Source organism: Streptomyces sp. TG1A-8, assembly GCF_030499535.1.
Taxonomy (GTDB): domain Bacteria; phylum Actinomycetota; class Actinomycetes; order Streptomycetales; family Streptomycetaceae; genus Streptomyces.
This window is the reverse complement of record NZ_JASTLB010000001.1, coordinates 2,565,449-2,585,960: the sequence shown is the minus strand read 5'-3', so window position 1 is coordinate 2,585,960 and position 20,512 is coordinate 2,565,449. Positions and strand designations below refer to the sequence as shown.

Here is a 20,512-nt window from a genome sequence, read left to right as displayed (position 1 = left end):
CCCGGACCGCCGACGTCAGAGAGCTGCCCCTGTCATGCTGCGCTTCCTCGTCCGCCGGATCACCGGTGCCGCCGTCATCCTCTTCCTGTTGAGCATCGTCACGTTCCTGCTGTTCTTCGGGGTGCCCCGGGACCCGGCGCTGCTGATGTGCGGCAAGACCTGCAACCCGGACAGCATCGCGAACATCCACCACGTGCTCGGCCTGGACAAGCCGATCGTCGAGCAGTACGGGATCTTCCTGCACAACCTCGTCCTGGGCAGCGACGCCTTCGCCCAGGGCCCCTGCCCGGCCCCGTGCTTCGGCTACTCGTACCACACCAACGAGCAGGTCTGGAGCACGCTGCTGGACCGGCTGCCCACCACCGTCTCGCTCACCCTGGGCGCGGCCGTCTGCTTCCTGCTCGTCGGCCTCGGCACCGGACTGCTGGCCGCGTGGCGGCGCGGCTCGCTCATCGACAAGACGGCCACCGCCGGGGCGATGGTCCTCAGCTCGATGCAGATCTACTTCCTCGGCCCGCTGGCCCTGGCGGTCCTCGTCTACCAGACCCACTGGTTCGACAAACCCGCCTACAACGACTTCACCGCGAACCCCGCCACCTGGTTCACGGGCCTGCTCATCCCCTGGGTGGTGCTGTCCACGATCTTCGCCGCGCAGTACACCCGCATGTCCCGCTCCTCGATGATCGAGCAGCTCCAGGAGGAACACGTCCGCACCGCCCGCGCCAAGGGCATGTCCCGGCAGTACGTCTTCTTCCGCTACGCCTGGCGCGGCTCCCTGATCCCCATCGTCACCATCTTCGGCATCGACCTCGGCTCCCTGCTCGGTGGCGCGATCATCACCGAGTACACCTTCGGCCTGCCCGGCATCGGTCAGCTCGCCGTCCAGTCCGTCTTCTTCAGCGACCTGCCGCTGCTGCTCGGCGTCATGCTGTTCGCCGCCACCATGATCCTGCTGTTCAACATCGTCGTCGACGCCGCGTACGCCTTCATCGACCCGCGCGTACGGCTGGCCTAGGAGCGCTGTCGTGACCACTGAGACCAAGGACGCCGGCGCCCCGGCCCCGGCCGGCCCGGAACCCCTGCTGTCCGTGCGGGACCTGCACGTCAGCTTCCGGACCGAAGACGGTGTCGTACGGGCCGTGGACGGGCTCTCCTTCGACCTGGAGCGCGGCCGGACCCTCGGCATCGTGGGGGAGTCGGGGTCCGGCAAGTCGGTCACCAACCTGACCGTCCTCGGCCTGCACAACCCGATGTTCACCACCGTCGAGGGCGAGATCCTGCTGGACGGGCAGGAGCTGACGACGGCGCGCGAGCAGGAGCTGGAGGGGCTGCGCGGCAACAAGGCCGCCATGATCTTCCAGGACCCGCTCACCGCGCTCTCCCCCTACTACACCATCGGCCGGCAGATCGCCGAGCCGTACAGGAAGCACACCGGCGCCTCCAAGCGGGAGGCCTGGGACCGCGCGGTGGAGATGCTCGGCAAGGTCGGCATCCCCCACCCCGGGGAGCGGGCCAAGGACTACCCGCACCAGTTCTCCGGCGGCATGCGCCAGCGCACGATGATCGCCATGGCCCTGGTCTGCGACCCCGACCTGCTCATCGCCGACGAGCCCACCACGGCGCTCGACGTGACGGTCCAGGCGCAGATCCTCGACCTGCTGAAGAACCTGCAGCAGGAGTTCGGCTCGGGCATCATCTTCATCACCCACGACCTGGGGGTGATCGCCGACATGGCCGACGACATCATGGTGATGTACGCGGGCAGCGCGGTGGAGCGGGGCACGGTCGACGAGGTGCTGCGCGCCCCCCGGCACCCCTACACCTGGGGCCTGCTGAACTCCATGCCGCGCCTCGACTCCGACCCGGGCGCCCCGCTGGCCCCCATCCCCGGGACCCCGCCCTCGCTCCTCACCCCGCCCCCGGGCTGCCGCTTCCACCCGCGCTGCACCTTCCGGGACCGCGTCCCGGGCACGGGCCGCTGCGTGAACGAACGCCCGCTGCTGGGCCCCGGCCGGGACTCCGCCTGCCACCTGACCGAGGAGCAGAAGCGGACCATCTTCATCGACGAGATCAAGCCCCGGCTCGGCTAGGGCACAGGAGGACACCGGCATGTCAGAGGACCTGGCCCTCCCGGCCCCCCGGGAGACGACCGCCGGCGCGGACGAGGAGCCGCTGCTGCGGGTCTCGGGCCTGACCAAGCACTTCCCGATCAAGGGCGGCTTCCCGATCCGCCGCACCGTCGGCGCGGTACAGGCCGTCGACGGCGTCGACCTGACCGTGCGCGCCGGCGAGAGCTTCGGCCTGGTCGGCGAGTCCGGCTGCGGCAAGTCGACCACCGGCCGGCTGATCACCCGGCTGCTGGAGCCCACGGCCGGCACGATCTCCTACCGGGGCCGGGACATCGGCCACGCCTCGCGCAGGGAACTGGCGCCGATCCGCCCCGAGATCCAGATGATCTTCCAGGACCCCTACTCGTCGCTGAACCCCCGGCAGACGGTCGGCAGGATCATCTCGGGCCCGATGGAGGTCAACGGCATCGACCCGGCCGGCGGCCGGGAGGCGCGCGTCCGCGAGCTGCTGGAGACCGTCGGTCTCAACCCCGAGCACTACAACCGCTTCCCGCACGAGTTCTCCGGCGGCCAGCGCCAGCGCATCGGCGTGGCCCGCGCGCTGGCCCTCGAGCCCAAGCTGATCGTGGCGGACGAGCCGGTCTCCGCACTGGACGTCTCCATCCAGGCCCAGGTCGTGAACCTGCTGCAGAAGGTGCAGCGCGAACTGGGCATCGCGTTCCTGTTCATCGCCCACGACCTCGCGATCGTGCGCCACTTCTCCCAGCGGGTCGCCGTCATGTACCTCGGCAAGATCATCGAGGTGGGCGACCGCGACTCCATCTACCACCGCCCGCGCCACCCCTACACCCACGCCCTGCTGTCCGCCGTCCCCGAGGTCGGCATGAGGGACGGCGACGCGCCCGCACGCGAGCGGATCCGCCTGGCCGGCGACGTGCCCTCCCCGGTCAACCCGCCCTCCGGCTGCCGCTTCCGCACCCGCTGCTGGAAGGCGACGGAGAAGTGCGCGGCCGAGGTCCCGCCGCTGGTCCGGATCTCCGGCAACCGCTCCGGCCACCTGACGGCCTGCCACTTCCCGGAGGACCCGACGACGCGGGCCAGGCGGGACGACATCGTCCTGGACCCGGCCCTCGCGGCGCTGGAGGAGGACGCGGAGGACCAGGACCCGGGCCTCCCGTTCGGACCCTGCCGGGCTCGCGGGGTCCGGCCCGATCCGGACGAAGGGCCCTAACCGGCCCGTGCCACGGTGACGATCTCCGGGGCGTCGGGCGTGAGCGGCCCCCGCCCCCAGTCGCCGTACTGCTCCACCACCGTCAGCCCGGCCTCCGCCAGGAAGCGCTCCAGCGCCTTCACGTCCAGCAGGCGCAGGACGCTGCGGCTGACCCGGGGGGCCGGCCAGCCGTCGGCCTCGAAGGTCTCCGTGAACCGCACGCGCCCGTGGGACGGGCCGCCGCCCTGGACCTCGTGCCACACGCGCACCCGGGAGCCGTCGGCCGCGGTGACGTGCCGCACCCGGTCCGGCGTCCAGGCCTCCCAGGCCCGGGCGGCCGGATTGCGCGTCTCGAAGACGAACCGGCCCCCGTCCGCGAGCGCTTCCCGCACCGCCCGCAGGCACACCCGGATCTCCTCGTCGCCCAGCAGCGTCTGGAAGGCGTGCCCGGTCATCACGGCGAGGTCGAACTCCCGGTCCCACAGCCGCGCCCGCATGTCCCCGAGCACCCACTCGACGTCCGGTGCGGCCCGCCGGGCCTGGACGAGCATGGCGGCGGCCGGGTCGAGCCCCACCAGCCGGCCCCGGTGCCCCTCGGCCCGGGCCCGCCGCAGTAACTGCCCGGTGCCGCACCCGACGTCCAGCACGGTCCCGGCGGCCATCACCAGCCCCAGGTAGAAGTCGTCCCCCGGGCCCCAGGGGTTGAGTCCGTCGTACAGCCCCGCGAGCGTGAGGTCGGTGAACGCGTGATCTACCACCGCGGCAGTGTGCCACAGGATGCCGGACGGCGGGCCGGGATCGGGGATCTTCGTACCGTCTTTTTGATTCCCTTACTCTCTGGGGCAGTTGGCGGTCCGGCGGGACCACCGGCTGGAACGGGAGAAGGCCCGCGTCCGGGGGGACGCGGGCCTTCGTTTCCCCTGGAACGGACGTTCGCGGGCTCGGGTCAATGGGCCGGAGAAGTCCGATCCGCGGGAGGCGGCTGACGGAAAAGGGGTGTGTCAGACCGCTTCCTGGGGGTCCTTGGAGAGACGGGGGGCCGGCACGGTCTGCGCCGTCTCCGGGTAGTGGCAGGCCGTCAGGTGGCCGGGGCCGTCGCCCTCGACCTGGGCCAGCGGCGGAACCTCCGTGGCGCACTTCTCCGTCGCCTTCCAGCAGCGGGTGCGGAAGCGGCAGCCGGAGGGCGGGTTGATCGGGGAGGGCACGTCGCCGGTCAGACGGATCCGCTCGCGCGGCTCCTCGTCCACCGTCGCCTCGGGCACGGCGGACAGCAGGGCCCGCGTGTAGGGGTGGCGCGGGTTGCCGTACAGGTCCTCGCGGTCGGCGATCTCGACGATCTTGCCGAGGTACATGACGGCGACCCGCTGGGAGAAGTGGCGCACGATCGCGAGGTCGTGGGCGATGAACAGGAACGCGATGCCCAGTTCGCGCTGCACCTTCTGCAGCAGGTTCACAACCTGGGCCTGGATGGAGACGTCCAGTGCGGAGACCGGCTCGTCCGCCACGATCAGCTTGGGCTCGAGGGCCAGCGCGCGGGCCACGCCGATGCGCTGGCGCTGGCCGCCGGAGAACTCGTGCGGGAAGCGGTTGTAGTGCTCGGGGTTGAGACCGACGGTCTCCAGCAGCTCGCGGACGCGCGCCTCCCGGCCGCCGGCCGGGTCGATGCCGTTGACCTCCATCGGGCCCGAGATGATCCTGCCGACCGTGTGCCGGGGGTTCAGCGAGGCGTAGGGGTCCTGGAAGATCATCTGGATCTCGGAGCGGACCGGCGCCAGCTGCTTGCGGTTGGCGTGCGTGATGTCCTGGCCCCGGTAGGAGATCGTGCCGGCCGTGGGCTCCAGCAGCCGGGTGATCAGCCGGCCGGTGGTCGACTTGCCGCAGCCGGACTCGCCGACCAGACCCAGGCTCTCGCCCTCGGACACCTGGAAGTCCAGCCCGTCGACGGCCTGTACCGCGCCGACGGTGCGGCGGATCGGGAAGCCGCCCTTGATCGGGAAGTGCTTGGTGAGCCCGGAGACGTCCAGGAGGGGAGTGGTGCTGCTCATGGTGGTGAAATCCCGTCTCTTGTACGTCAGTGGGCCTTGCTGGAGGCAAGGTCGGCGAGGAACTCGCGGCGCTGGTCGTCGGTCAGGTGGCAGGCGTTGCCGCGGCCGTTCACGACGTCCAGCAGCGGGCGCTCGGTGGCGCACCGGTTGCCCTCCACCTTCTCGGCGAAGGCGCAGCGCGGGTGGAAGCGGCAGCCGGGCGGCGGGTTCAGCAGCGAGGGCGGCGAGCCCGGGATCGGGTTCAGCGGCACGTCGACCGGGCCGTCCAGGCTCGGCATGGAGCCGAGCAGGCCCCAGGTGTACGGGTGCTGCGGCGCGCGCAGCACCTCCTCCTTGGTGCCCCGTTCCACGCACCGGCCGCCGTACATCACCAGCACCTCGTCCGCGACCTCGGCGATCACGCCCAGGTCGTGGGTGATGAAGATGATCGCGGTGCCGAACTCCTGCTGGAGGTCCTTGAGCAGGTCCATGATCTGCGCCTGGACCGTCACGTCGAGCGCGGTCGTCGGCTCGTCGGCGATCAGCAGTTCCGGGTCGCAGACCAGCGCCATGGCGATCATCGCGCGCTGGCGCATACCGCCGGAGAACTGGTGCGGGTAGTCGTCCACCCGGACGTCGGGCTGCGGGATGCCGACCCTCCGGAGCATCTCGACGGCCCGGGCCCGGGCCTGGCCGCTGGAGGCGCCGGTGTGCTTGCGGTACACCTCGCCGATCTGCGCGCCGATGGTGTGGTACGGCGACAGGGAGGCCAGCGCGTCCTGGAAGATCATGGACATCTTGTTGCCGCGGAGCTTTTCGAGCGTCCTCTCCGAGGCCCCGTTCAGCTCCTCGCCGTCCAGCTCGATGGAGCCCTCGACCAGGGTGCTGTCCGGGTTGTGCAGGCCCAGGATGGTCAGGTTGGTGACGGACTTGCCGGACCCCGACTCCCCCACGATGCCCAGCGTCTTGCCACGTGCGAGGTCGAAGGAGAGACCGTCGACGGCCTTGACGGTGCCGTCCTCGGTCGAGAAGTGCACCTTCAGGTCCTTGACGGACAGGAAGGGCTGCTGATCGGTGCTCGTCACGGGGACGCTCCAGAGGGGGTGATGCGGGGTAGCTGGTGGGGGCGGGCGGGGTCAGGCGAGCCGGATCCGCGGGTCGATCATGGCGTAGACGGCGTCGACGATGATGTTGAAAATCACGATCGTGCCGGCGGACAGCAGGGTGACACCGAGCACCATGGGAAGGTCGCTCTGTTCCACGGACCTCAGCGCGAGTCGGCCGACGCCCTGGAGACTGAAGACGGATTCCGTGATGATCGCGCCACCGATGAGCGTGGCGAGGTCGATGCCGAAGATGGTAACAATCGGACCCATGGCACCGCGCCAGGCGAACCGGAAGAACACATTGCGCGAGGACAGACCCTTGGCACGGGCCGTGCGGACGTAGTCCTCGCTGAGCGTCTCGACCAGCTGGGAGCGCGTCATACGGGTGTAGTTCGCGGTCCAAATCAGGGCCAGCACCAGCCACGGCAGCAGCAGGCCGGAGGCCCACTGGATGGGGTCTTCGGTGATGGGCGTGTACGACGGGTTGTCGAGGATGTCCAGCTTGGAGACGAGGAAGTACATCGCGATGTAACCGACGAAGTAGATCTGCAAGGAGGAAGCGACCAGCGACGCCGAGCTGGCCAGCTTGTCCTGCCACTTGCCCTGCTTGATGGCGGCGATCATGCCCGCGCCGATACCGAAGATCAGGAAGACGATGGCCGAGCCGAAGGCGAGCGAGAGTGTCAGTGGGAGCCGGTCGATGATCGTGCCGAGGACGGGCTCGCGGTTGGCGAAGGAGTAGCCGAGGCACGGCGCGCTGCAGTCACCGAAGTCGCCGTAGCTGCGACCGACGAAGATGCCCTTGAGCCAGTACCAGTACTGGACCGGGACCGGGTGGTCGATGCCCAGGTTGTGCCGGACCTGCTTGAGCATGTCGGGCGTGCAGTTCTTGCCGCACGACATCATCGCGGGGTCACGCGGGATGGCGTAGAAGAGCCAGAAGGTGACGGCGCTGATGACCAATAGGATGACCAGCGCGCCGAAAACTCGGCGGACAAGGAAGCGGAGCATGGGGCGTGACTTTCCGGATGGGGCGCCGTCGCCGGGGGTACGGGGGGTGGGCCGGGGGCGGCCAGGGCATGGCCGCCCCCGAGGGGTCGAGCGCGCTTACTTCTTGGCGTACAGCTTGGTGAGCGCGACGCAGGTGTTGCCGGCGTCGTAGACGACATTGCCGACCTTCGACCCGTGCATCCAGTTGCGGATGGAGTGGTAATCCGGGACCACCGGAGCCAGCTCCATGATCTGGCGGTCGATGGCGCCCCAGGCCTTGTTGGCCTCGTCCACGTCGGCGATCTTGGCGGCGGCGTCGATCGCCTTGTTCACGCTCGGGTCGTTCAGCTGCGCGTAGTTGCTGCGGCCGTCGCCGATGTTCTTGCCGCTCCAGCAGGGGTAGAAGACCGAGTAACCGTTCGGCCAGTCCGGGCTCCAGCCGGCCGCGAACAAGTCGTAGTCGTTGTCGATTTTTCCGATCTGCGTGTAGAAGGTCGACTTGTCGACCTGCTTGTTGACGACCTGGAAACCGGCGGCCTCCAGAGCGTTCTTGATCGCAACGGCCTGCTTCACCGCGTTGTCGGACTGCTGGTAGGCGATGACCAGCTTCTGGCCGACCTTGCCGGCCTCCTTCAGCAGGGCCTTGGCCTTGACCGGATCGCCACCGGGCTTTTTGTCGGTGCCGTACAGGTCGAACTTCTGGTATCCGGGGGTGACCGGGCTGAGGATGGTGGTGGCCAGCTCGCTGGTCGCCTTGCCGCCACGGATGGTCTGCAGCTGCTGGTGCGGCCACGCGTAGTTGATGGCCTGGCGAACCTTGACGTCCTTGATGCGGGTCGTGTTGATCGGCCAGTAGTAGGTGACCGTGTCAACCTGGGTGAGGACGCGCTGCTTCAGTTTGGCGTTGGTGAGGACCTGGGCGATGCGCTCGGCCGCGACCTCGTTGAAGATCGACATTGCGTACTGGTCGTTGCCCCTGTCCGCGATGTAGCGGTCCGTGGAGGCGACCGGCTCGAAGCCGAACTGGAAGATGAACTTGTCCGGGTAGGCGTTGCGGATCGCGTCCGTCTTCGGGTCCCAGTGCTCGTTGCGTACGTAGGTCAGCGACTTGCCGATCTGGCGGTCACCGATCTTGTAGGGGCCGAGCGAGTAGGGACGCTTGTCGTACTTCTCCTTGGTGTCGTGCTTCTTGTTCACGAGACCGTAGCCCGGCATGGCGAGCGTGTAGTTGAAGTCGGTGCGCGGCTCGGTGAGGTGGAAAGTGATGGTCTTCCCGGACACTTCGACCGAGTCGATGTGCTTACCGCTGTACGGGCCCTTGTATGTGTCGCCGCCGACCAGCCACTGCTGGACGTAGCGCGGACCCTCGGTGACGAAGGACGCGAAGAGGCGCTCGAAGGTATGCCGAACGTCCTCCGTGGAGAGGTCCGAGCCGTCCTCCCACTTGATGCCGTCCTTGATCGTGAACGACCAGGTCTTGCCGCCGTTCGTCATCTTGCCGGCGTCGGTGGCGACGTCGCCGACGAGGGTGCAGCCGCCCTTGCTGTCGATCTTGTAGCCGGTCAGACCACGCAGGATCGGGCGGGTGATGGCACCCTCGGTGGCGACGTAGATCTGGGCCGGGTCCAGGTGGTCCATGTCGAACTGGTCGAGCGAGTAGATCGTCCCGCCCTTGACCGCACCCGGGACCTCGGGGGCCGGGCCCGTCGAGTCGGCCTTGGTGCCGACCGGGATGTTCATGGTCTTGGCCTTGCTCATCGACGGGATGTCCCTGTCGGTGGAGTCCTTGTCGCCACTGCTGCAGGCGCTCAGCACGGTCGTGGAGGCTGCGGCCACGCCGGTGGCGATCAGGAAGTTTCTACGGGAAAAGGACATACTGAGCCTGCCTATACGGGTCAATTGGGGTGGTCGGTATCGGCCGGACGTCATTGCACCGGGCCGGGTGAACCGGCTTGCTACCGCTTGGACTTCGGGTCGAGCGCGTCGCGCACGGAGTCACCGAGCAGGTTGAAGGCGACGACGAAGATCACCATTGAGATGCCCGGGAAGAGCATGAAGGTGATGTCCTGTGAGTAGAACTGGGCACCCCGGGCGATCATGACGCCCCAGTCCGGGGTCGGGTCGATGATGCCGACACCCAGGAAGGAGAGACCGGCCTCGGTCGTCACGAGGGCTGGGAGCAGCAGCGTGGACTGGATGATGATCGGCGTCCACAGATTCGGCAGCAGCTCCTTGAACACGATGCGCCTCGGGGACGCACCCGTGACTCTGGCCGCCTCGACGAACTCGCGCTCACGCAGGCCCAGTACCTGACCGCGCAGCAGACGTGCGATGGAAGCCCAGCCGAACGTGGTCAGCACCACGATCAGAGCGGTGGCGCGCAGCCAGGTCGGGATGTCGTCGTCCGGGGCGACGAAGATGCCGTAGACGACCGGCATGAAGGCGATGAAGAAGAGCGTCGACGGGAACGACAGCAGGATGTCGATGATCCGGCCGACGAGGTAGTCCGTCTTGCCGCCCAGGTAGCCGGCCGTGACGCCGACCACGACGCCGATGACCACGGTGAGGATCGTGGCGGCCAGGGCGAGGCTCAGCGAGGTCCGGATGCCGTACAGCAGGAACGTGAAGACGTCCCGGCCGAGCTGCGGTTCGATGCCGAACCAGAACTGCGAGCTCATGCCGCCGTTAGGGCCTGCGGGGTACGAGAAGGCGTCGAGCAGGCTCGGGTCCTGGCTGGCATACGTGGTGTACGGGTTCTTGCCGTACAGCTTGGCTATCAGCGGTGCTGCGACCGCGATGACGAAGAAGAAGATCACGACGTAGGCCGATATGACGCCCGTTCGGTCGCGCTTGAAGCGCTTCCAGGCGAGTCGTCCCGGGGAACGCCCCTCGCTGCCCTTCAGGTCGCCGGAAGTGGTCGACTTCGCGACGGACTCGATGGTCACCTCAAGGGGGACAGCCGCAGATGGAGTTGGGGGGGTCATGGTGCTCCTGGCCCAAGGGAGGGTCTGATGACTCCGCAGGGCACTCCCCTACGGGCTACGCCGGACTTTTTCAACGCAATTCATTCAAGGTCAATAAATTCTCGGCCGACTTGAGTTTCTCTTTACCTTCTTTGCCTCACCTTGGTCGATCCGTAGCTACGCGGGTAGCGCGCCGTAATCAATCCGTGCTTCACATCGGGCCAGTCGGACTATTCGGGCAATGCGTTCGATATGCGGACGGTGGTGTGTCGACATGCGTACATCGCCACGCCGCTTTCCAACGTTTCGGCATCGTTACGCGTAGATCCATTGCGTTCCGGCCGCATGATCGTCCCGGTCCGCCGCGGGTCCTGCCTGCATTCGGATGACGTCTTCCTCCAAAGGGCGTTCAATCCGGCGATGGGCGTGCGATATGCGCCTTGTGCGCTGATATTGGCGAATAGTGGGTCAATCGGCACGGAGGAGGCACGCCATGCGGGGAACCACGCATGCCCGGTGGGCGGCCGGCGCGGTGGCGGTGGCGCTCGTCGCCACCGGATGCGCGGGCAACGGCGCGGACACCGCCGGCGGGAGCGGTGGCGCCGTGCTCAGCTCCTCCTGGGGCGACCCGCAGAACCCGCTGGAGCCGGCGAACACCAACGAGGTGCAGGGCGGCAAGGTCCTCGACATGATCTTCCGGGGACTGAAGAGGTACGACCCGAGGAGCGGCAGGGCGACCGACATGCTCGCCCGGTCCATCGACACCGACGACTCGCGGACGTTCACGGTCAGGCTCAAGGACGGCTGGACCTTCTCCGACGGCGAGGAGGTGACCGCCCGCTCCTTCGTGGACGCCTGGAACTACGGGGCGAGCCTGAGGAACAACCAGAAGAACGCCTACTTCTTCGGTTACATCGAGGGCTACGACAAGGTCCACCCCGCCAGTGGCGCGCAGAGCGCCGGGGCGCTGTCCGGTCTGAAGGTCGTCGACGACCGCACCTTCACCGTCAGGCTCAACCAGACGTTCTCCGGCTTCCCCGACACCCTCGGCTACCCGGCCTTCGCCCCGCTGCCCCGCACGTTCTTCACCGACCACGCGGCCTGGCTGCGCAAACCGGTCGGCAACGGCCCCTACGCGGTCGCGTCCTACACCAGGGGCTCGCAGATGTCCCTGCGGAAGTGGGACGGCTACCCCGGCGACGACAGGGCCCGCAACGACGGCGTGACCCTGAAGGTCTACACCGACAGCAACACCGCCTACACCGACCTCATGGCCGGCAACCTCGACCTCGCCGACGACGTCCCCGCCGCCCAGCTGAAGAACGTCCGCAGCGACCTGGGCGACCGCTACATCAACACCCCGGCCGGCATCCTCCAGACCCTCGCCTTCCCGTACTACGACAAGGCCTGGAACAAGCCGGGCGCCGAGAAGGTCCGCACCGGCCTGTCCATGGCGATCAACCGCCGGCAGATCACCGGCACGATCTTCCGCGGGACCCGCACCCCGGCCACCGACTGGACCTCGCCCGTGCTGGGCGGGGACGGTGGCTACCGGGCCGGCCTGTGCGGCAGGGCCTGCGACTACGACCCCGCCGGGGCCAGGAGGCTGATCGAGGAGGGCGGCGGGATCCCCGGTGGCCAGGTGAAGATCACCTACAACGCGGACACGGGCTCGCACAAGCAGTGGGTGGACGCCGTGTGCAACTCCATCAACAACGCCCTCGGCGACGACGGGGCGTGCGTCGGCAACCCGGTCGGCACCTTCGCCGACTTCCGCAACCGGATCGGGCAGCACCGGATGACCGGGCCCTTCCGGGCGGGCTGGCAGATGGACTACCCGCTCATCCAGAACTTCCTCCAGCCGCTCTACTACACCGGCGCCTCCTCCAACGACGGCAGGTGGTCCGACGACCGGTTCGACCGGCTCGTCGACCGGGCCAACTCCGAGACGGACGCCGGCCGGGCGGTCGCCGGCTTCCAGAAGGCCGAGGAGGTCGTCCGGGACAGCATGGCCGCCATCCCGCTCTGGTACCAGAACGGCAACGCCGGATACTCCGAGCGGCTGTCCGACGTGGCGCTCAACCCGTTCAGCGTCCCCGTCTACAACGAGATCAGGGTCGGCTGAGCCGCCATGGGGCGCTACGTCCTGCGGCGACTGCTCCAGATGGCCCCGGTGTTCATCGGGTCCACCCTGCTGATCTTCCTCATGGTGAACGTGATGGGCGACCCCGTCGCGGGCCTGTGCGGCGAACGGCGGTGCGACCCGGCGACGGCCGCCCAGCTCGAACGGGAGTTCGGTCTGGACCGGCCGGTCTTCCCGCAGCAGTACCTCACGTACATGGGGAAGGTCTTCACCGGCGACTTCGGGACGGCGTTCAACGGCCAGGAGGTCACCGAGCTGATGGGGACGGCGTTCCCCGTCACCGTCCGGCTGACCGTCGTGGCCGTCGTCCTCGAGATCGTCATCGGGATCACACTCGGCGTCGTGACCGGCCTGGGACGCGGCCGGCCGGCCGACACCGGCGTGCTGCTCGCCACCCTGGTCGTGATCTCCGTGCCCACCTTCGTCACCGGCCTGCTGCTGCAACTGCTGCTCGGCATCGAGTGGCAGTGGACCAGGCCCTCCGTGCAGGACGGCACCTTCGGCGAGCTGATCGTGCCCGGCCTGGTCCTCGCCTCCGTCTCGCTCGCCTACGTTACCCGCCTGACCCGCACCTCCATCGCGGAGAACAAGCGGTCCGACTACGTCCGCACGGCCGTCGCCAAGGGCCTGCCCCGGCACCGGGTCGTCACCCGGCACCTGCTGCGCAACTCCCTCATCCCCGTGCTCACCTTCGTCGGCACCGACATCGGCGCGCTGATGGGCGGCGCGATCGTCACCGAACGGATCTTCAACATCCACGGCGTCGGCTACCAGCTCTACCAGGGCATCCTGCGGCAGAACACCCAGACGGTCGTCGGCTTCGTGACCGTGCTCGTCCTGGTCTTCCTGGCTGCCAACCTGCTCGTGGACCTGCTGTACGCCGTACTCGACCCGAGGATCCGCTATGCCTGAGCAGCACTACGGGCCCGACGGCGCGATCGCCGGCACCGGCACGGGCGGGGCGACGGACCTCGCGGCGGGCGGGGCGACCGAGCGGGAGCAGCGCCCGCCGGCCGCCTGTGGCGGGCCGCGGGAGGCGGGACCGGCGGGCAGGCCGCGCTCGCTGTGGTCCGACGCCCGGCGGGACCTGCGCCGCAACCCCGTCTTCCTCCTCTCGGCCCTCGTCATCCTCTTCCTGCTCCTCGTCTCCCTGTGGCCCTCGGCGATCGCCCCCGGCAACCCCCTCGAGTGCGACCTCGCCAGGGCCCAGGAGGGCTCCCGGCCGGGCCACCCCCTCGGCTTCGACGGCCAGGGCTGCGACGTCTACACCAGGACCGTGTACGGCGCCCGCGCGTCCGTCACGGTGGGCGTCTGCGCCACCCTCGGGGTGTCCCTGTTCGGTTCGGTGCTCGGCGGGCTCGCCGGGTACTTCGGCGGGACCTGGGACTCGGTGCTCTCCCGGGTCACCGACGTCTTCTTCGCGATCCCCGTCGTCCTCGGCGGCCTGGTCCTGTTGTCGGTGGTGACCGGCAACACGGTCTGGCCGGTCATCGGGTTCATGGTGCTGCTCGGCTGGCCCCAGATCTCCCGCATCGCCCGCGGCTCGGTCATCACCGTCAAGCAGAACGACTACGTCCAGGCCGCCCGGGCCCTGGGCGCCTCCCACTCCCGCATCCTGCTGCGGCACATCGCGCCCAACGCCGTGGCCCCCGTGATCGTCGTGGCGACCATCGCGCTGGGCACCTACATCGCGCTGGAGGCGACCCTGTCCTACCTCGGCGTCGGCCTGAAGCCGCCCAGCGTCTCCTGGGGCATCGACATCTCCGCCGCCTCCCCCTACGTCCGCAACGCCCCGCACGCGCTGCTGTGGCCCTCCGGCGCGCTCGCGGTCACCGTCCTGGCCTTCATCATGCTCGGCGACGCGGTGCGCGACGCCCTGGACCCGAAACTGAGGTGACGCGCGCCGTGCTGCTCGAAGTCCGCGACCTGCACGTGGAGTTCCCGACCCGGGACGGGGTCGCCCACGCCGTCAACGGGGTGACCTGCGCGGTGGACGCGGGGGAGACCCTGGCGGTGCTCGGCGAGTCCGGCTCCGGCAAGTCGGTCACCGCGCAGGCCGTGATGGGGATCCTCGACATGCCGCCCGGGCGGATCACCGGCGGGCGGATCCTCTTCCGGGGCCAGGACCTGCTCACGCTGAAGGAGGGGGAGCGGCGCAGGATCCGGGGCACCGGCATGGCCATGATCTTCCAGGACGCCCTGTCCGCCCTCAACCCCGTGCTGTCCGTGGGCGACCAGCTCGGCGAGATGTTCGTGGTGCACCGGGGGATGTCCAGGAAGGACGCGCGGGCCAGGGCCGTGGAGCTGATGGACCGGGTGCGCATCCCGGCCGCCGCCCAGCGGGTGCGGGACTATCCGCACCAGTTCTCCGGCGGCATGCGCCAGCGCATCATGATCGCCATGGCGATGGCGCTGGAGCCGGCGCTCATCATCGCCGACGAGCCCACCACCGCCCTGGACGTCACGGTCCAGGCCCAGGTCATGGACCTGCTCGCGGAACTGCGGCGCGAGTACCGCATGGGACTGGTCCTGATCACCCACGACCTCGGGGTCGTCGCGGACGTCGCGGACCGGATCGCCGTGATGTACGCGGGCCGGATCGTGGAGTCGGCGCCCGTCCACGACCTCTACAAGAGCCCCGCGCACCCCTACACCCGCGGCCTGCTGGACTCCGTCCCGCGCCTGGACCGCAAGGACCGGGAGCTGTACGCCGTCGGGGGACTGCCGCCGAGCCTGACGGACATCCCCGCCGGCTGCCCCTTCCACCCCCGCTGCCCGCTGGTCCGGGACGTGTGCCGCACGGACGTGCCCCCGCTGTACGAGGTCGCCGGAGCCCGCGGCAGCGCCTGCCACTTCTGGAGGGAGTGCCTGCATGGCCCCGACCACTGAGCCGATCCTGGAGGTCGGCGGCCTCGTCAAGCACTACCCGCTCACCCGGGGGGTCCTGTTCAGGAGGCGGACCGGCGCGGTCAGGGCCGTCGACGGCGTCGACCTCACCCTCGGCAGGGGTGAGACGCTGGGCGTCGTCGGCGAGTCGGGCTGCGGCAAGTCGACGGTCGCGAAGCTGCTGTGCAGCCTGGAACGCCCGACGGCGGGCACGATCCGGTTCAGGGGCGAGGACATCACCGGGCTGAGCGGCCGGGCGCTGAAGGCCGTCCGCCGCAACATCCAGATGGTCTTCCAGGACCCCTACACCTCCCTCAACCCCCGCATGACCGTGGGCGACATCGTCGGGGAGCCGTACGACATCCACCCCGAGGCGGCCCCGAAGGGCGACCGGCGCCGCCGGGTCCGGGAACTGCTGGACGTGGTCGGTCTCAACCCCGAGCACGTCGACCGCTACCCGCACCAGTTCTCCGGCGGCCAGCGCCAGCGCATCGGCATCGCCCGGGGGCTGGCCCTGCGGCCCGAGGTGATCGTGGCGGACGAGCCGGTGTCGGCCCTGGACGTGTCCGTACAGGCCCAGGTGATCAACCTCCTGGACCGGCTCCAGGCGGAGTTCGGCCTCTCCTACGTCTTCATCGCGCACGACCTGTCGGTCGTCCGGCACATCTCTGACCGGGTCGCGGTCATGTACCTCGGCCGGATCGTGGAGACGGGCCGGGACGCCGAGATCTACGAGCACGCCACGCACCCCTACACGCAGGCGCTGCTGTCGGCGGTCCCGGTGCCCGACCCGGAGGCCCGCGCCCACCGCGAGCGGATCATCCTCACCGGCGACGTCCCCTCGCCGGCCGACGTCCCCTCCGGATGCCGCTTCCGCACCCGCTGCTGGAAGGCCCGTGAGCGCTGCGCCCGGGAGGTGCCGGTGCTGGCGGTCCCCGCCGAGTTCCGGCACGCCCCGGGGCCGGCGGCCCACGAGTCGGCGTGCCACTTCGCGCAGACGCTGTCGCGGGGGCACACCCCGCCGGCGCGGGACGCCGCGCCGGAGCCCGCGGGGAACGGCAACGGGCCGGGATGACATGGCGCATCCCGGCCCGTCCACGGCACCCGCACGGCCGTACGCCTCCAGCGTGGCGCGTCCCCGCGTCGCCACCGCTTCGGCGAAGTTACCCGTGTGTTAACGGTGTTCGGGCCGGTTCGCGCGGTCATGCCAGCGAGCGGCGGAGGAAGTCCAGCTGCAGCCGCAGCAGGTTCTCCGCGACGGCCTCCTGCGGGGTCATGTGCGTCACCCCGGACAGCGGCAGGACCTCGTGCGGCCGACCGGCGGCCAGCAGGGCGGAGGACAGCCGCAGGGAGTGGGCGACGACCACGTTGTCGTCCGCCAGCCCGTGGATGATCATCATCGGCCGGTGCGGCTCGGCCGGGTCGACCAGACCCGCGTCGTCGATCACCGAGTTGCGGCGGTAGACCTCCGGCTGCTCGTCCGGGTGGCCCAGGTAGCGCTCCTCGTAGTGGGTGTCGCACAGCCGCAGGTCCGTGACGGGCGCGCCGACCACGGCCGCGTGGAAGACGTCGGGGCGGCGCAGCACCGCCAGCGCGGCCAGGTAGCCGCCGAAGGACCAGCCCCGCACCGCCACCCGGCCCAGGTCCAGCGGGAACCGCTCCGCCAGGGCGTGCAGCGCGTCGACCTGGTCCTGCAGCGCGACGGCGGCCACGTCGTCCCGGATGGCCTTCTCCCACGCCGGGGAGCGCCCCGGCGTGCCCCGGCCGTCGGCCACGATCACCGCGAAGCCCTGGTCGGCGAACCACTGCGAGGTCAGGTGCGCGTTGTGCGCGGCGGTCACCCGCTGGCCGTGCGGGCCGCCGTAGGGGTCCAGGAGGACCGGCAGGGGAGTGTCACCGTGGTAGTCCCGTGGCATAAGCAGGGCGCACGGAATTCGGCGTGCGCCCCCCTCGGTGAGCGTCACCCGCGGGGACATACCGGGGTCTTCGGCGTACGACGGGACGGTGGCCACCGGTTTTCCGTCGCGCAGCACCTGGACACGGGTGCCCGGCCTGTCCAGTGTGGCGGACACCAGGACCGTCACCCTCCCGGCGCGCACCGCCGCATGGACGCCCGGCTCCCGCGACACGCGCTCCCGGCCGAGCTCGTTCACCCGGTACACGTGCACCTCACCCGTCTCCGGGGCCTCCGCCTCCTCGCCTGCCGAGGCCGAGACCAGCACGTCGTCGTCCGTCACGTCGAGGACTGCGCGGACGTGCAACTGCGGTCCCGTCAACGGACGTTCGCCCACCACCAGGACCCGCGCGCCCGCCTCGTCCGCGATCCGGACGAGCTGTCCGGAGGGACTCCAGCAGGGCACCCCGGGGAAAAGTTCCAGCCATGTTGGGTCGTCATCGGCGTGCACCGTCCGGGTCGCCCCGGAGTCCGGGTCCACCGCCAGGACCACCTGGCTGCGCTGGTCCCGGGCCTGCACCAGCAGCAGCGGCGCACCCGCCCCTGACCAGTGCACACGGGCCAGGTACGGATAGCGCACCCGGTCCCAGACGACCTCCGTGCGCTCCCCGCCGAGCCCGAGCGCGAACAGCCGTACGTCCGCGTTCGCCGTGCCCGCCGCGGGGTAGGCGACGTGGTGCGGCTCACGCCCGGGGTGCGCCGGATCGGCGATCCACCAGCGCCGCACCGGCGTGTCGTCCACCCGCGCCACCAGCAGCCGGTCCGATCCGGGAGCCCACCAGAACCCCCGCGAACGCCCCATCTCCTCGGCCGCGATGAACTCGGCGAGCCCGTAGGTCACGTTCTCCGCCTCCGGCGCCGCCAGCACCCGGTCGTCCCCGCCCGTCGCGTCCACCACCCGCAGCGCGCCCCGGGCGACGTAGGCGATGTGCCGCCCGTCGGGGGACGGACGCGGGTCGACCACCGGCCCCGGAACACGCAGTTCACGTGCCGGGCCGGCCCGCAGTCCGACCGCGAAAAGCCGCCCTGACAAGGCAAAAGAGGCCAACTCCACGGCCGCGTCGGTGGCGTGGCCGACGATGCCCGCACCGCCCTCCCGGCTGCGTTCGCGGCGCGCCCGCTCCTCGGGCGGGAGCTCCTCCGCTGCCCCCCGCAGCAGTGCGCGCGGGTCGGCCGCGACCCGTTCGGTGCCCTCCGCCAGGTCCAGGACCCACAGGGAGTTGGTCCGGTCCGTGCCCGAGCCGGAGCGCAGGAACACGACGCGCGAGCCGTCGGGCGCCACGGTGAACGCGCGCGGCGCGCCGCGCGTGAAGCGCTGGGTGCGGGCGTACCGGCGGGGGAAGGAGTCGGCCTGGGTCGTCATACCCCGACCATATTGGCCATGCGCCCCCTTGTGCGGCTGTGCGCCGAGCGATGCGCGAGTACGGATAGTTATGATCACTACCGCTGAGTGGGTATGAACCTGCCGGCGCACGCGTGCATGGATCGGCCCCGCCGATCCAGAACCGAGAAACAATCCCCATAAGTCCGAACCCCCCCCGTCCCTGGGATCCCTTGGAGGTGAGCCGCCGTGGCACTCTCGATTTCGGCGGTGGTGCTGCTGGCGATCATCGTCTTCTTGCTGATCAAGAAGTCGGGGCTGAAGGGCGGTCATGCGGTCATCTGCATGCTGCTCGGCTTCTACCTGGCCTCTTCGACCGTCGCTCCCACGATCAGCGACCTGACGACCAACGTCGCCAGCATGATCGGCAGCATCAAGTTCTGACGGCTCCTCTCACGGAACCCCCGCGGGGCGGGACCTCGTAGGGTGGTCCCATGACGGAACTGCCCGCCCGGCGTCTGCTGCTGGTGCACGCGCACCCGGACGACGAGTCGATCAACAACGGCGCGACCATGGCCCGGTACGCGGCCGAGGGTGTCCAGGTGACCCTGGTCACCTGCACCCTCGGCGAGCGCGGCGAGGTCATCCCGCCGTCGCTGCGGCACCTGACGGGAGCCGCGCTGGGCGCGCACCGGCGCGGCGAACTGACGGCGGCCCTGAGCGAGCTCGGCGTCGAGGACGTGCGGCTGCTCGGCGGGGCGGGCCGCTACGGCGACTCCGGGATGATGGGCACCCCCGACAACGACGATCCCGCCTGCTTCTGGCGGGCCGACGTGGACGAGGCCGCCGGACTCCTCGCCGAGGTGGTCCTGGAGGTCCGCCCGCAGGTCCTCGTCACCTACGACGACAACGGCGGCTACGGCCACCCGGACCACATCCAGGCCCACCGCGTCGCCATGCGCGCCGTCGGTCTCGCGGCCGAACGGGGACACCGGATCGACAAGGTCTACTGGAACCGCATCCCGCGCTCCGTCGCCGAGTCCGCCTTCGCCCGCCTCCGGGGCGAGCTGGCCGGCCTCCCCTTTGGCGCGAGCGGCTCCGTGGCCGACCTGCCGGGCGTGGTCGAGGACGAGCGGATCACCACCGCCGTCGACGGCGGTGCGCACGCCCGCGCCAAGGCCGCCGCGATGCGCGCCCACGCCACCCAGATCGCCGTGGCCGAGCCGTACTTCGCCCTCTCCAACGACCTCGCCCAGCCGCTGTTCACCACCGAGTACTACGAGCTGGTGCGCGGCGAGGCGCAGCCCGGGGAGAGCGACCTGTTCGCCGGCGTCGGCACCGGGGAGGGCGCGTGAGCGGCGCCGGACGCGGCTCGGCGCTCGCCCGGCCGCTGCAACGCCCCCCGGCCGGGCGGATCGCCGCCCACGCCGTGCTGTTCGTGCTCGGCGCGGCCGCCGCGCTCGCCGGGGCGCTGGTGCAGGCCGCCTGGTTCCCGGGCGGGCTGCTGCTCGCCCTCGCGGGCGCGGCCGGGCTGTTCCTCGGCGGGGCGTACGCGCTCGGCGGCCGGGGCGGGGCGGCGGCCCCGGTGGCCGGCTGGATCGTCGCCGTCGTCCTGCTGACCGCCAGCCGGCCCGAGGGGGACTTCCTGTTCGGCGCGGGCTGGGGGTCCTACCTCTTCCTGCTCGGCGGCATGGCCGTGGCTGTGATCTGCGCCACGCTCGGGCCCGGACGGCAACCCGGCGGCGGCTCCGCCCGACTTGGCAAGTGACGTACCACTTCGCCGTGCGGTACGCGGGGGAGTCCCGTGCGGGTTTCCCCGGCGGTCGTGGGATACGCGCCAGAAGTG

The 20,512-nt window shown here is 70.2% G+C and carries 18 protein-coding genes; 11 read left to right on the top strand and 7 right to left on the bottom strand.

The annotated features are described in order from the left end of the window. The first annotated feature begins 34 nt into the window (after positions 1 to 34). Genes QQY24_RS10870 through QQY24_RS10860 form a run of 3 tightly spaced genes read left to right on the top strand, consistent with a single transcriptional unit; the run spans position 35 to position 3,300 of the window. Positions 35 to 1,015: an ABC transporter permease gene (locus QQY24_RS10870; protein WP_301972472.1), complete on the top strand. Its 981-nt coding sequence runs from the start codon at positions 35 to 37 to the stop codon at positions 1,013 to 1,015. 10 nt (positions 1,016 to 1,025) lie between these two features. Then, on the top strand, positions 1,026 to 2,090 hold the full coding sequence (locus QQY24_RS10865; protein ID WP_301972471.1) for an ABC transporter ATP-binding protein: 1,065 nt from the start codon (positions 1,026 to 1,028) through the stop codon (positions 2,088 to 2,090). Positions 2,091 to 2,109: 19 nt separating this feature from the next. After that, a complete protein-coding gene (locus QQY24_RS10860) occupies positions 2,110 to 3,300 on the top strand; it encodes an ABC transporter ATP-binding protein (protein WP_301972470.1) in 1,191 nt (396 codons plus the stop codon). On the opposite strand, the gene QQY24_RS10855 is transcribed toward QQY24_RS10860, so the two are convergent. From QQY24_RS10855 to QQY24_RS10830, 6 genes are all read right to left on the bottom strand, one after another. Next, positions 3,297 to 4,037, bottom strand: a complete 741-nt coding sequence (locus QQY24_RS10855; protein ID WP_301972469.1) for a trans-aconitate 2-methyltransferase — start codon at positions 4,035 to 4,037, stop codon at positions 3,297 to 3,299. The genes QQY24_RS10860 and QQY24_RS10855 overlap by 4 nt on opposite strands. A 243-nt stretch (positions 4,038 to 4,280) precedes the next feature. Further along, on the bottom strand, positions 4,281 to 5,324 hold the full coding sequence (locus QQY24_RS10850; protein WP_301972468.1) for an ABC transporter ATP-binding protein: 1,044 nt from the start codon (positions 5,322 to 5,324) through the stop codon (positions 4,281 to 4,283). 26 nt (positions 5,325 to 5,350) lie between these two features. Then, positions 5,351 to 6,388 carry an ABC transporter ATP-binding protein gene (locus QQY24_RS10845; protein ID WP_301972467.1) on the bottom strand — a complete coding sequence of 346 codons (1,038 nt, stop codon included), beginning with the start codon at positions 6,386 to 6,388 and terminating at the stop codon, positions 5,351 to 5,353. Between the two features lie 51 nt (positions 6,389 to 6,439). Then, a complete protein-coding gene (locus QQY24_RS10840; protein WP_301972466.1) occupies positions 6,440 to 7,420 on the bottom strand; it encodes an ABC transporter permease in 981 nt (326 codons plus the stop codon). A 96-nt stretch (positions 7,421 to 7,516) separates the two neighbouring features. Further along, positions 7,517 to 9,274, bottom strand: a complete 1,758-nt coding sequence (locus QQY24_RS10835) for an ABC transporter substrate-binding protein (protein ID WP_301972465.1) — start codon at positions 9,272 to 9,274, stop codon at positions 7,517 to 7,519. 80 nt (positions 9,275 to 9,354) lie between these two features. Next, positions 9,355 to 10,344, bottom strand: a complete 990-nt coding sequence (locus tag QQY24_RS10830) for an ABC transporter permease (protein WP_301972464.1) — start codon at positions 10,342 to 10,344, stop codon at positions 9,355 to 9,357. Positions 10,345 to 10,855: 511 nt separating this feature from the next. Between QQY24_RS10830 and QQY24_RS10825 the strand changes: the two genes are divergently transcribed. The 5 genes from QQY24_RS10825 to QQY24_RS10805 are packed head-to-tail and all read left to right on the top strand — an operon-like array spanning position 10,856 to position 16,466. Then, entirely contained in the window at positions 10,856 to 12,487 is a 1,632-nt protein-coding gene (locus tag QQY24_RS10825; RefSeq protein ID WP_301972463.1) for an ABC transporter substrate-binding protein, read from the top strand. 6 nt (positions 12,488 to 12,493) lie between these two features. Then, positions 12,494 to 13,417: an ABC transporter permease gene (locus tag QQY24_RS10820; RefSeq protein ID WP_301972462.1), complete on the top strand. Its 924-nt coding sequence runs from the start codon at positions 12,494 to 12,496 to the stop codon at positions 13,415 to 13,417. After that, positions 13,410 to 14,402 carry an ABC transporter permease gene (locus tag QQY24_RS10815; protein ID WP_301972461.1) on the top strand — a complete coding sequence of 331 codons (993 nt, stop codon included), beginning with the start codon at positions 13,410 to 13,412 and terminating at the stop codon, positions 14,400 to 14,402. The genes QQY24_RS10820 and QQY24_RS10815 overlap by 8 nt, the downstream gene beginning before the upstream one ends. An 8-nt stretch (positions 14,403 to 14,410) precedes the next feature. After that, positions 14,411 to 15,394, top strand: a complete 984-nt coding sequence (locus QQY24_RS10810; RefSeq protein ID WP_301972460.1) for an ABC transporter ATP-binding protein — start codon at positions 14,411 to 14,413, stop codon at positions 15,392 to 15,394. After that, a complete protein-coding gene (locus QQY24_RS10805) occupies positions 15,378 to 16,466 on the top strand; it encodes an ABC transporter ATP-binding protein (protein WP_301972459.1) in 1,089 nt (362 codons plus the stop codon). The genes QQY24_RS10810 and QQY24_RS10805 overlap by 17 nt, the downstream gene beginning before the upstream one ends. 127 nt (positions 16,467 to 16,593) lie before the next feature. On the opposite strand, the gene QQY24_RS10800 is transcribed toward QQY24_RS10805, so the two are convergent. Then, positions 16,594 to 18,708, bottom strand: coding sequence for a S9 family peptidase (locus QQY24_RS10800; RefSeq protein WP_301972458.1), 2,115 nt, complete (start codon positions 18,706 to 18,708; stop codon positions 16,594 to 16,596). Positions 18,709 to 18,915: 207 nt separating this feature from the next. Between QQY24_RS10800 and QQY24_RS10795 the strand changes: the two genes are divergently transcribed. Genes QQY24_RS10795 through QQY24_RS10785 form a run of 3 tightly spaced genes read left to right on the top strand, consistent with a single transcriptional unit; the run spans position 18,916 to position 20,434 of the window. Next, positions 18,916 to 19,110: a hypothetical protein gene (locus QQY24_RS10795; RefSeq protein ID WP_258783264.1), complete on the top strand. Its 195-nt coding sequence runs from the start codon at positions 18,916 to 18,918 to the stop codon at positions 19,108 to 19,110. Between the two features lie 50 nt (positions 19,111 to 19,160). Beyond that, positions 19,161 to 20,021: an N-acetyl-1-D-myo-inositol-2-amino-2-deoxy-alpha-D-glucopyranoside deacetylase gene (gene mshB / locus QQY24_RS10790; protein WP_301972457.1), complete on the top strand. Its 861-nt coding sequence runs from the start codon at positions 19,161 to 19,163 to the stop codon at positions 20,019 to 20,021. Beyond that, entirely contained in the window at positions 20,018 to 20,434 is a 417-nt protein-coding gene (locus tag QQY24_RS10785; RefSeq protein ID WP_301972456.1) for a DUF6113 family protein, read from the top strand. Before mshB ends, QQY24_RS10785 begins: the two co-directional genes overlap by 4 nt. Positions 20,435 to 20,512: the final 78 nt, after the last annotated feature.

Excerpts from the sequence above, each read along its gene's own strand:
- QQY24_RS10860 (WP_301972470.1), top strand. The coding sequence starts at position 2,110 with ATGTCAGAGGACCTGGCCCTCCCGGCCCCCCGGGAGACGACCGCCGGC.
- QQY24_RS10820 (WP_301972462.1), top strand. The coding sequence starts at position 12,494 with ATGGGGCGCTACGTCCTGCGGCGACTGCTCCAGATGGCCCCGGTGTTC.
- QQY24_RS10840 (WP_301972466.1), bottom strand. The coding sequence starts at position 7,420 with ATGCTCCGCTTCCTTGTCCGCCGAGTTTTCGGCGCGCTGGTCATCCTA.
- mshB (WP_301972457.1), top strand. The coding sequence starts at position 19,161 with ATGACGGAACTGCCCGCCCGGCGTCTGCTGCTGGTGCACGCGCACCCG.
- QQY24_RS10870 (WP_301972472.1), top strand. The coding sequence starts at position 35 with ATGCTGCGCTTCCTCGTCCGCCGGATCACCGGTGCCGCCGTCATCCTC.
- QQY24_RS10800 (WP_301972458.1), bottom strand. The coding sequence starts at position 18,708 with ATGACGACCCAGGCCGACTCCTTCCCCCGCCGGTACGCCCGCACCCAG.
- QQY24_RS10815 (WP_301972461.1), top strand. The coding sequence starts at position 13,410 with ATGCCTGAGCAGCACTACGGGCCCGACGGCGCGATCGCCGGCACCGGC.
- QQY24_RS10825 (WP_301972463.1), top strand. The coding sequence starts at position 10,856 with ATGCGGGGAACCACGCATGCCCGGTGGGCGGCCGGCGCGGTGGCGGTG.
- QQY24_RS10835 (WP_301972465.1), bottom strand. The coding sequence starts at position 9,274 with ATGTCCTTTTCCCGTAGAAACTTCCTGATCGCCACCGGCGTGGCCGCA.
- QQY24_RS10850 (WP_301972468.1), bottom strand. The coding sequence starts at position 5,324 with ATGAGCAGCACCACTCCCCTCCTGGACGTCTCCGGGCTCACCAAGCAC.
- QQY24_RS10805 (WP_301972459.1), top strand. The coding sequence starts at position 15,378 with ATGGCCCCGACCACTGAGCCGATCCTGGAGGTCGGCGGCCTCGTCAAG.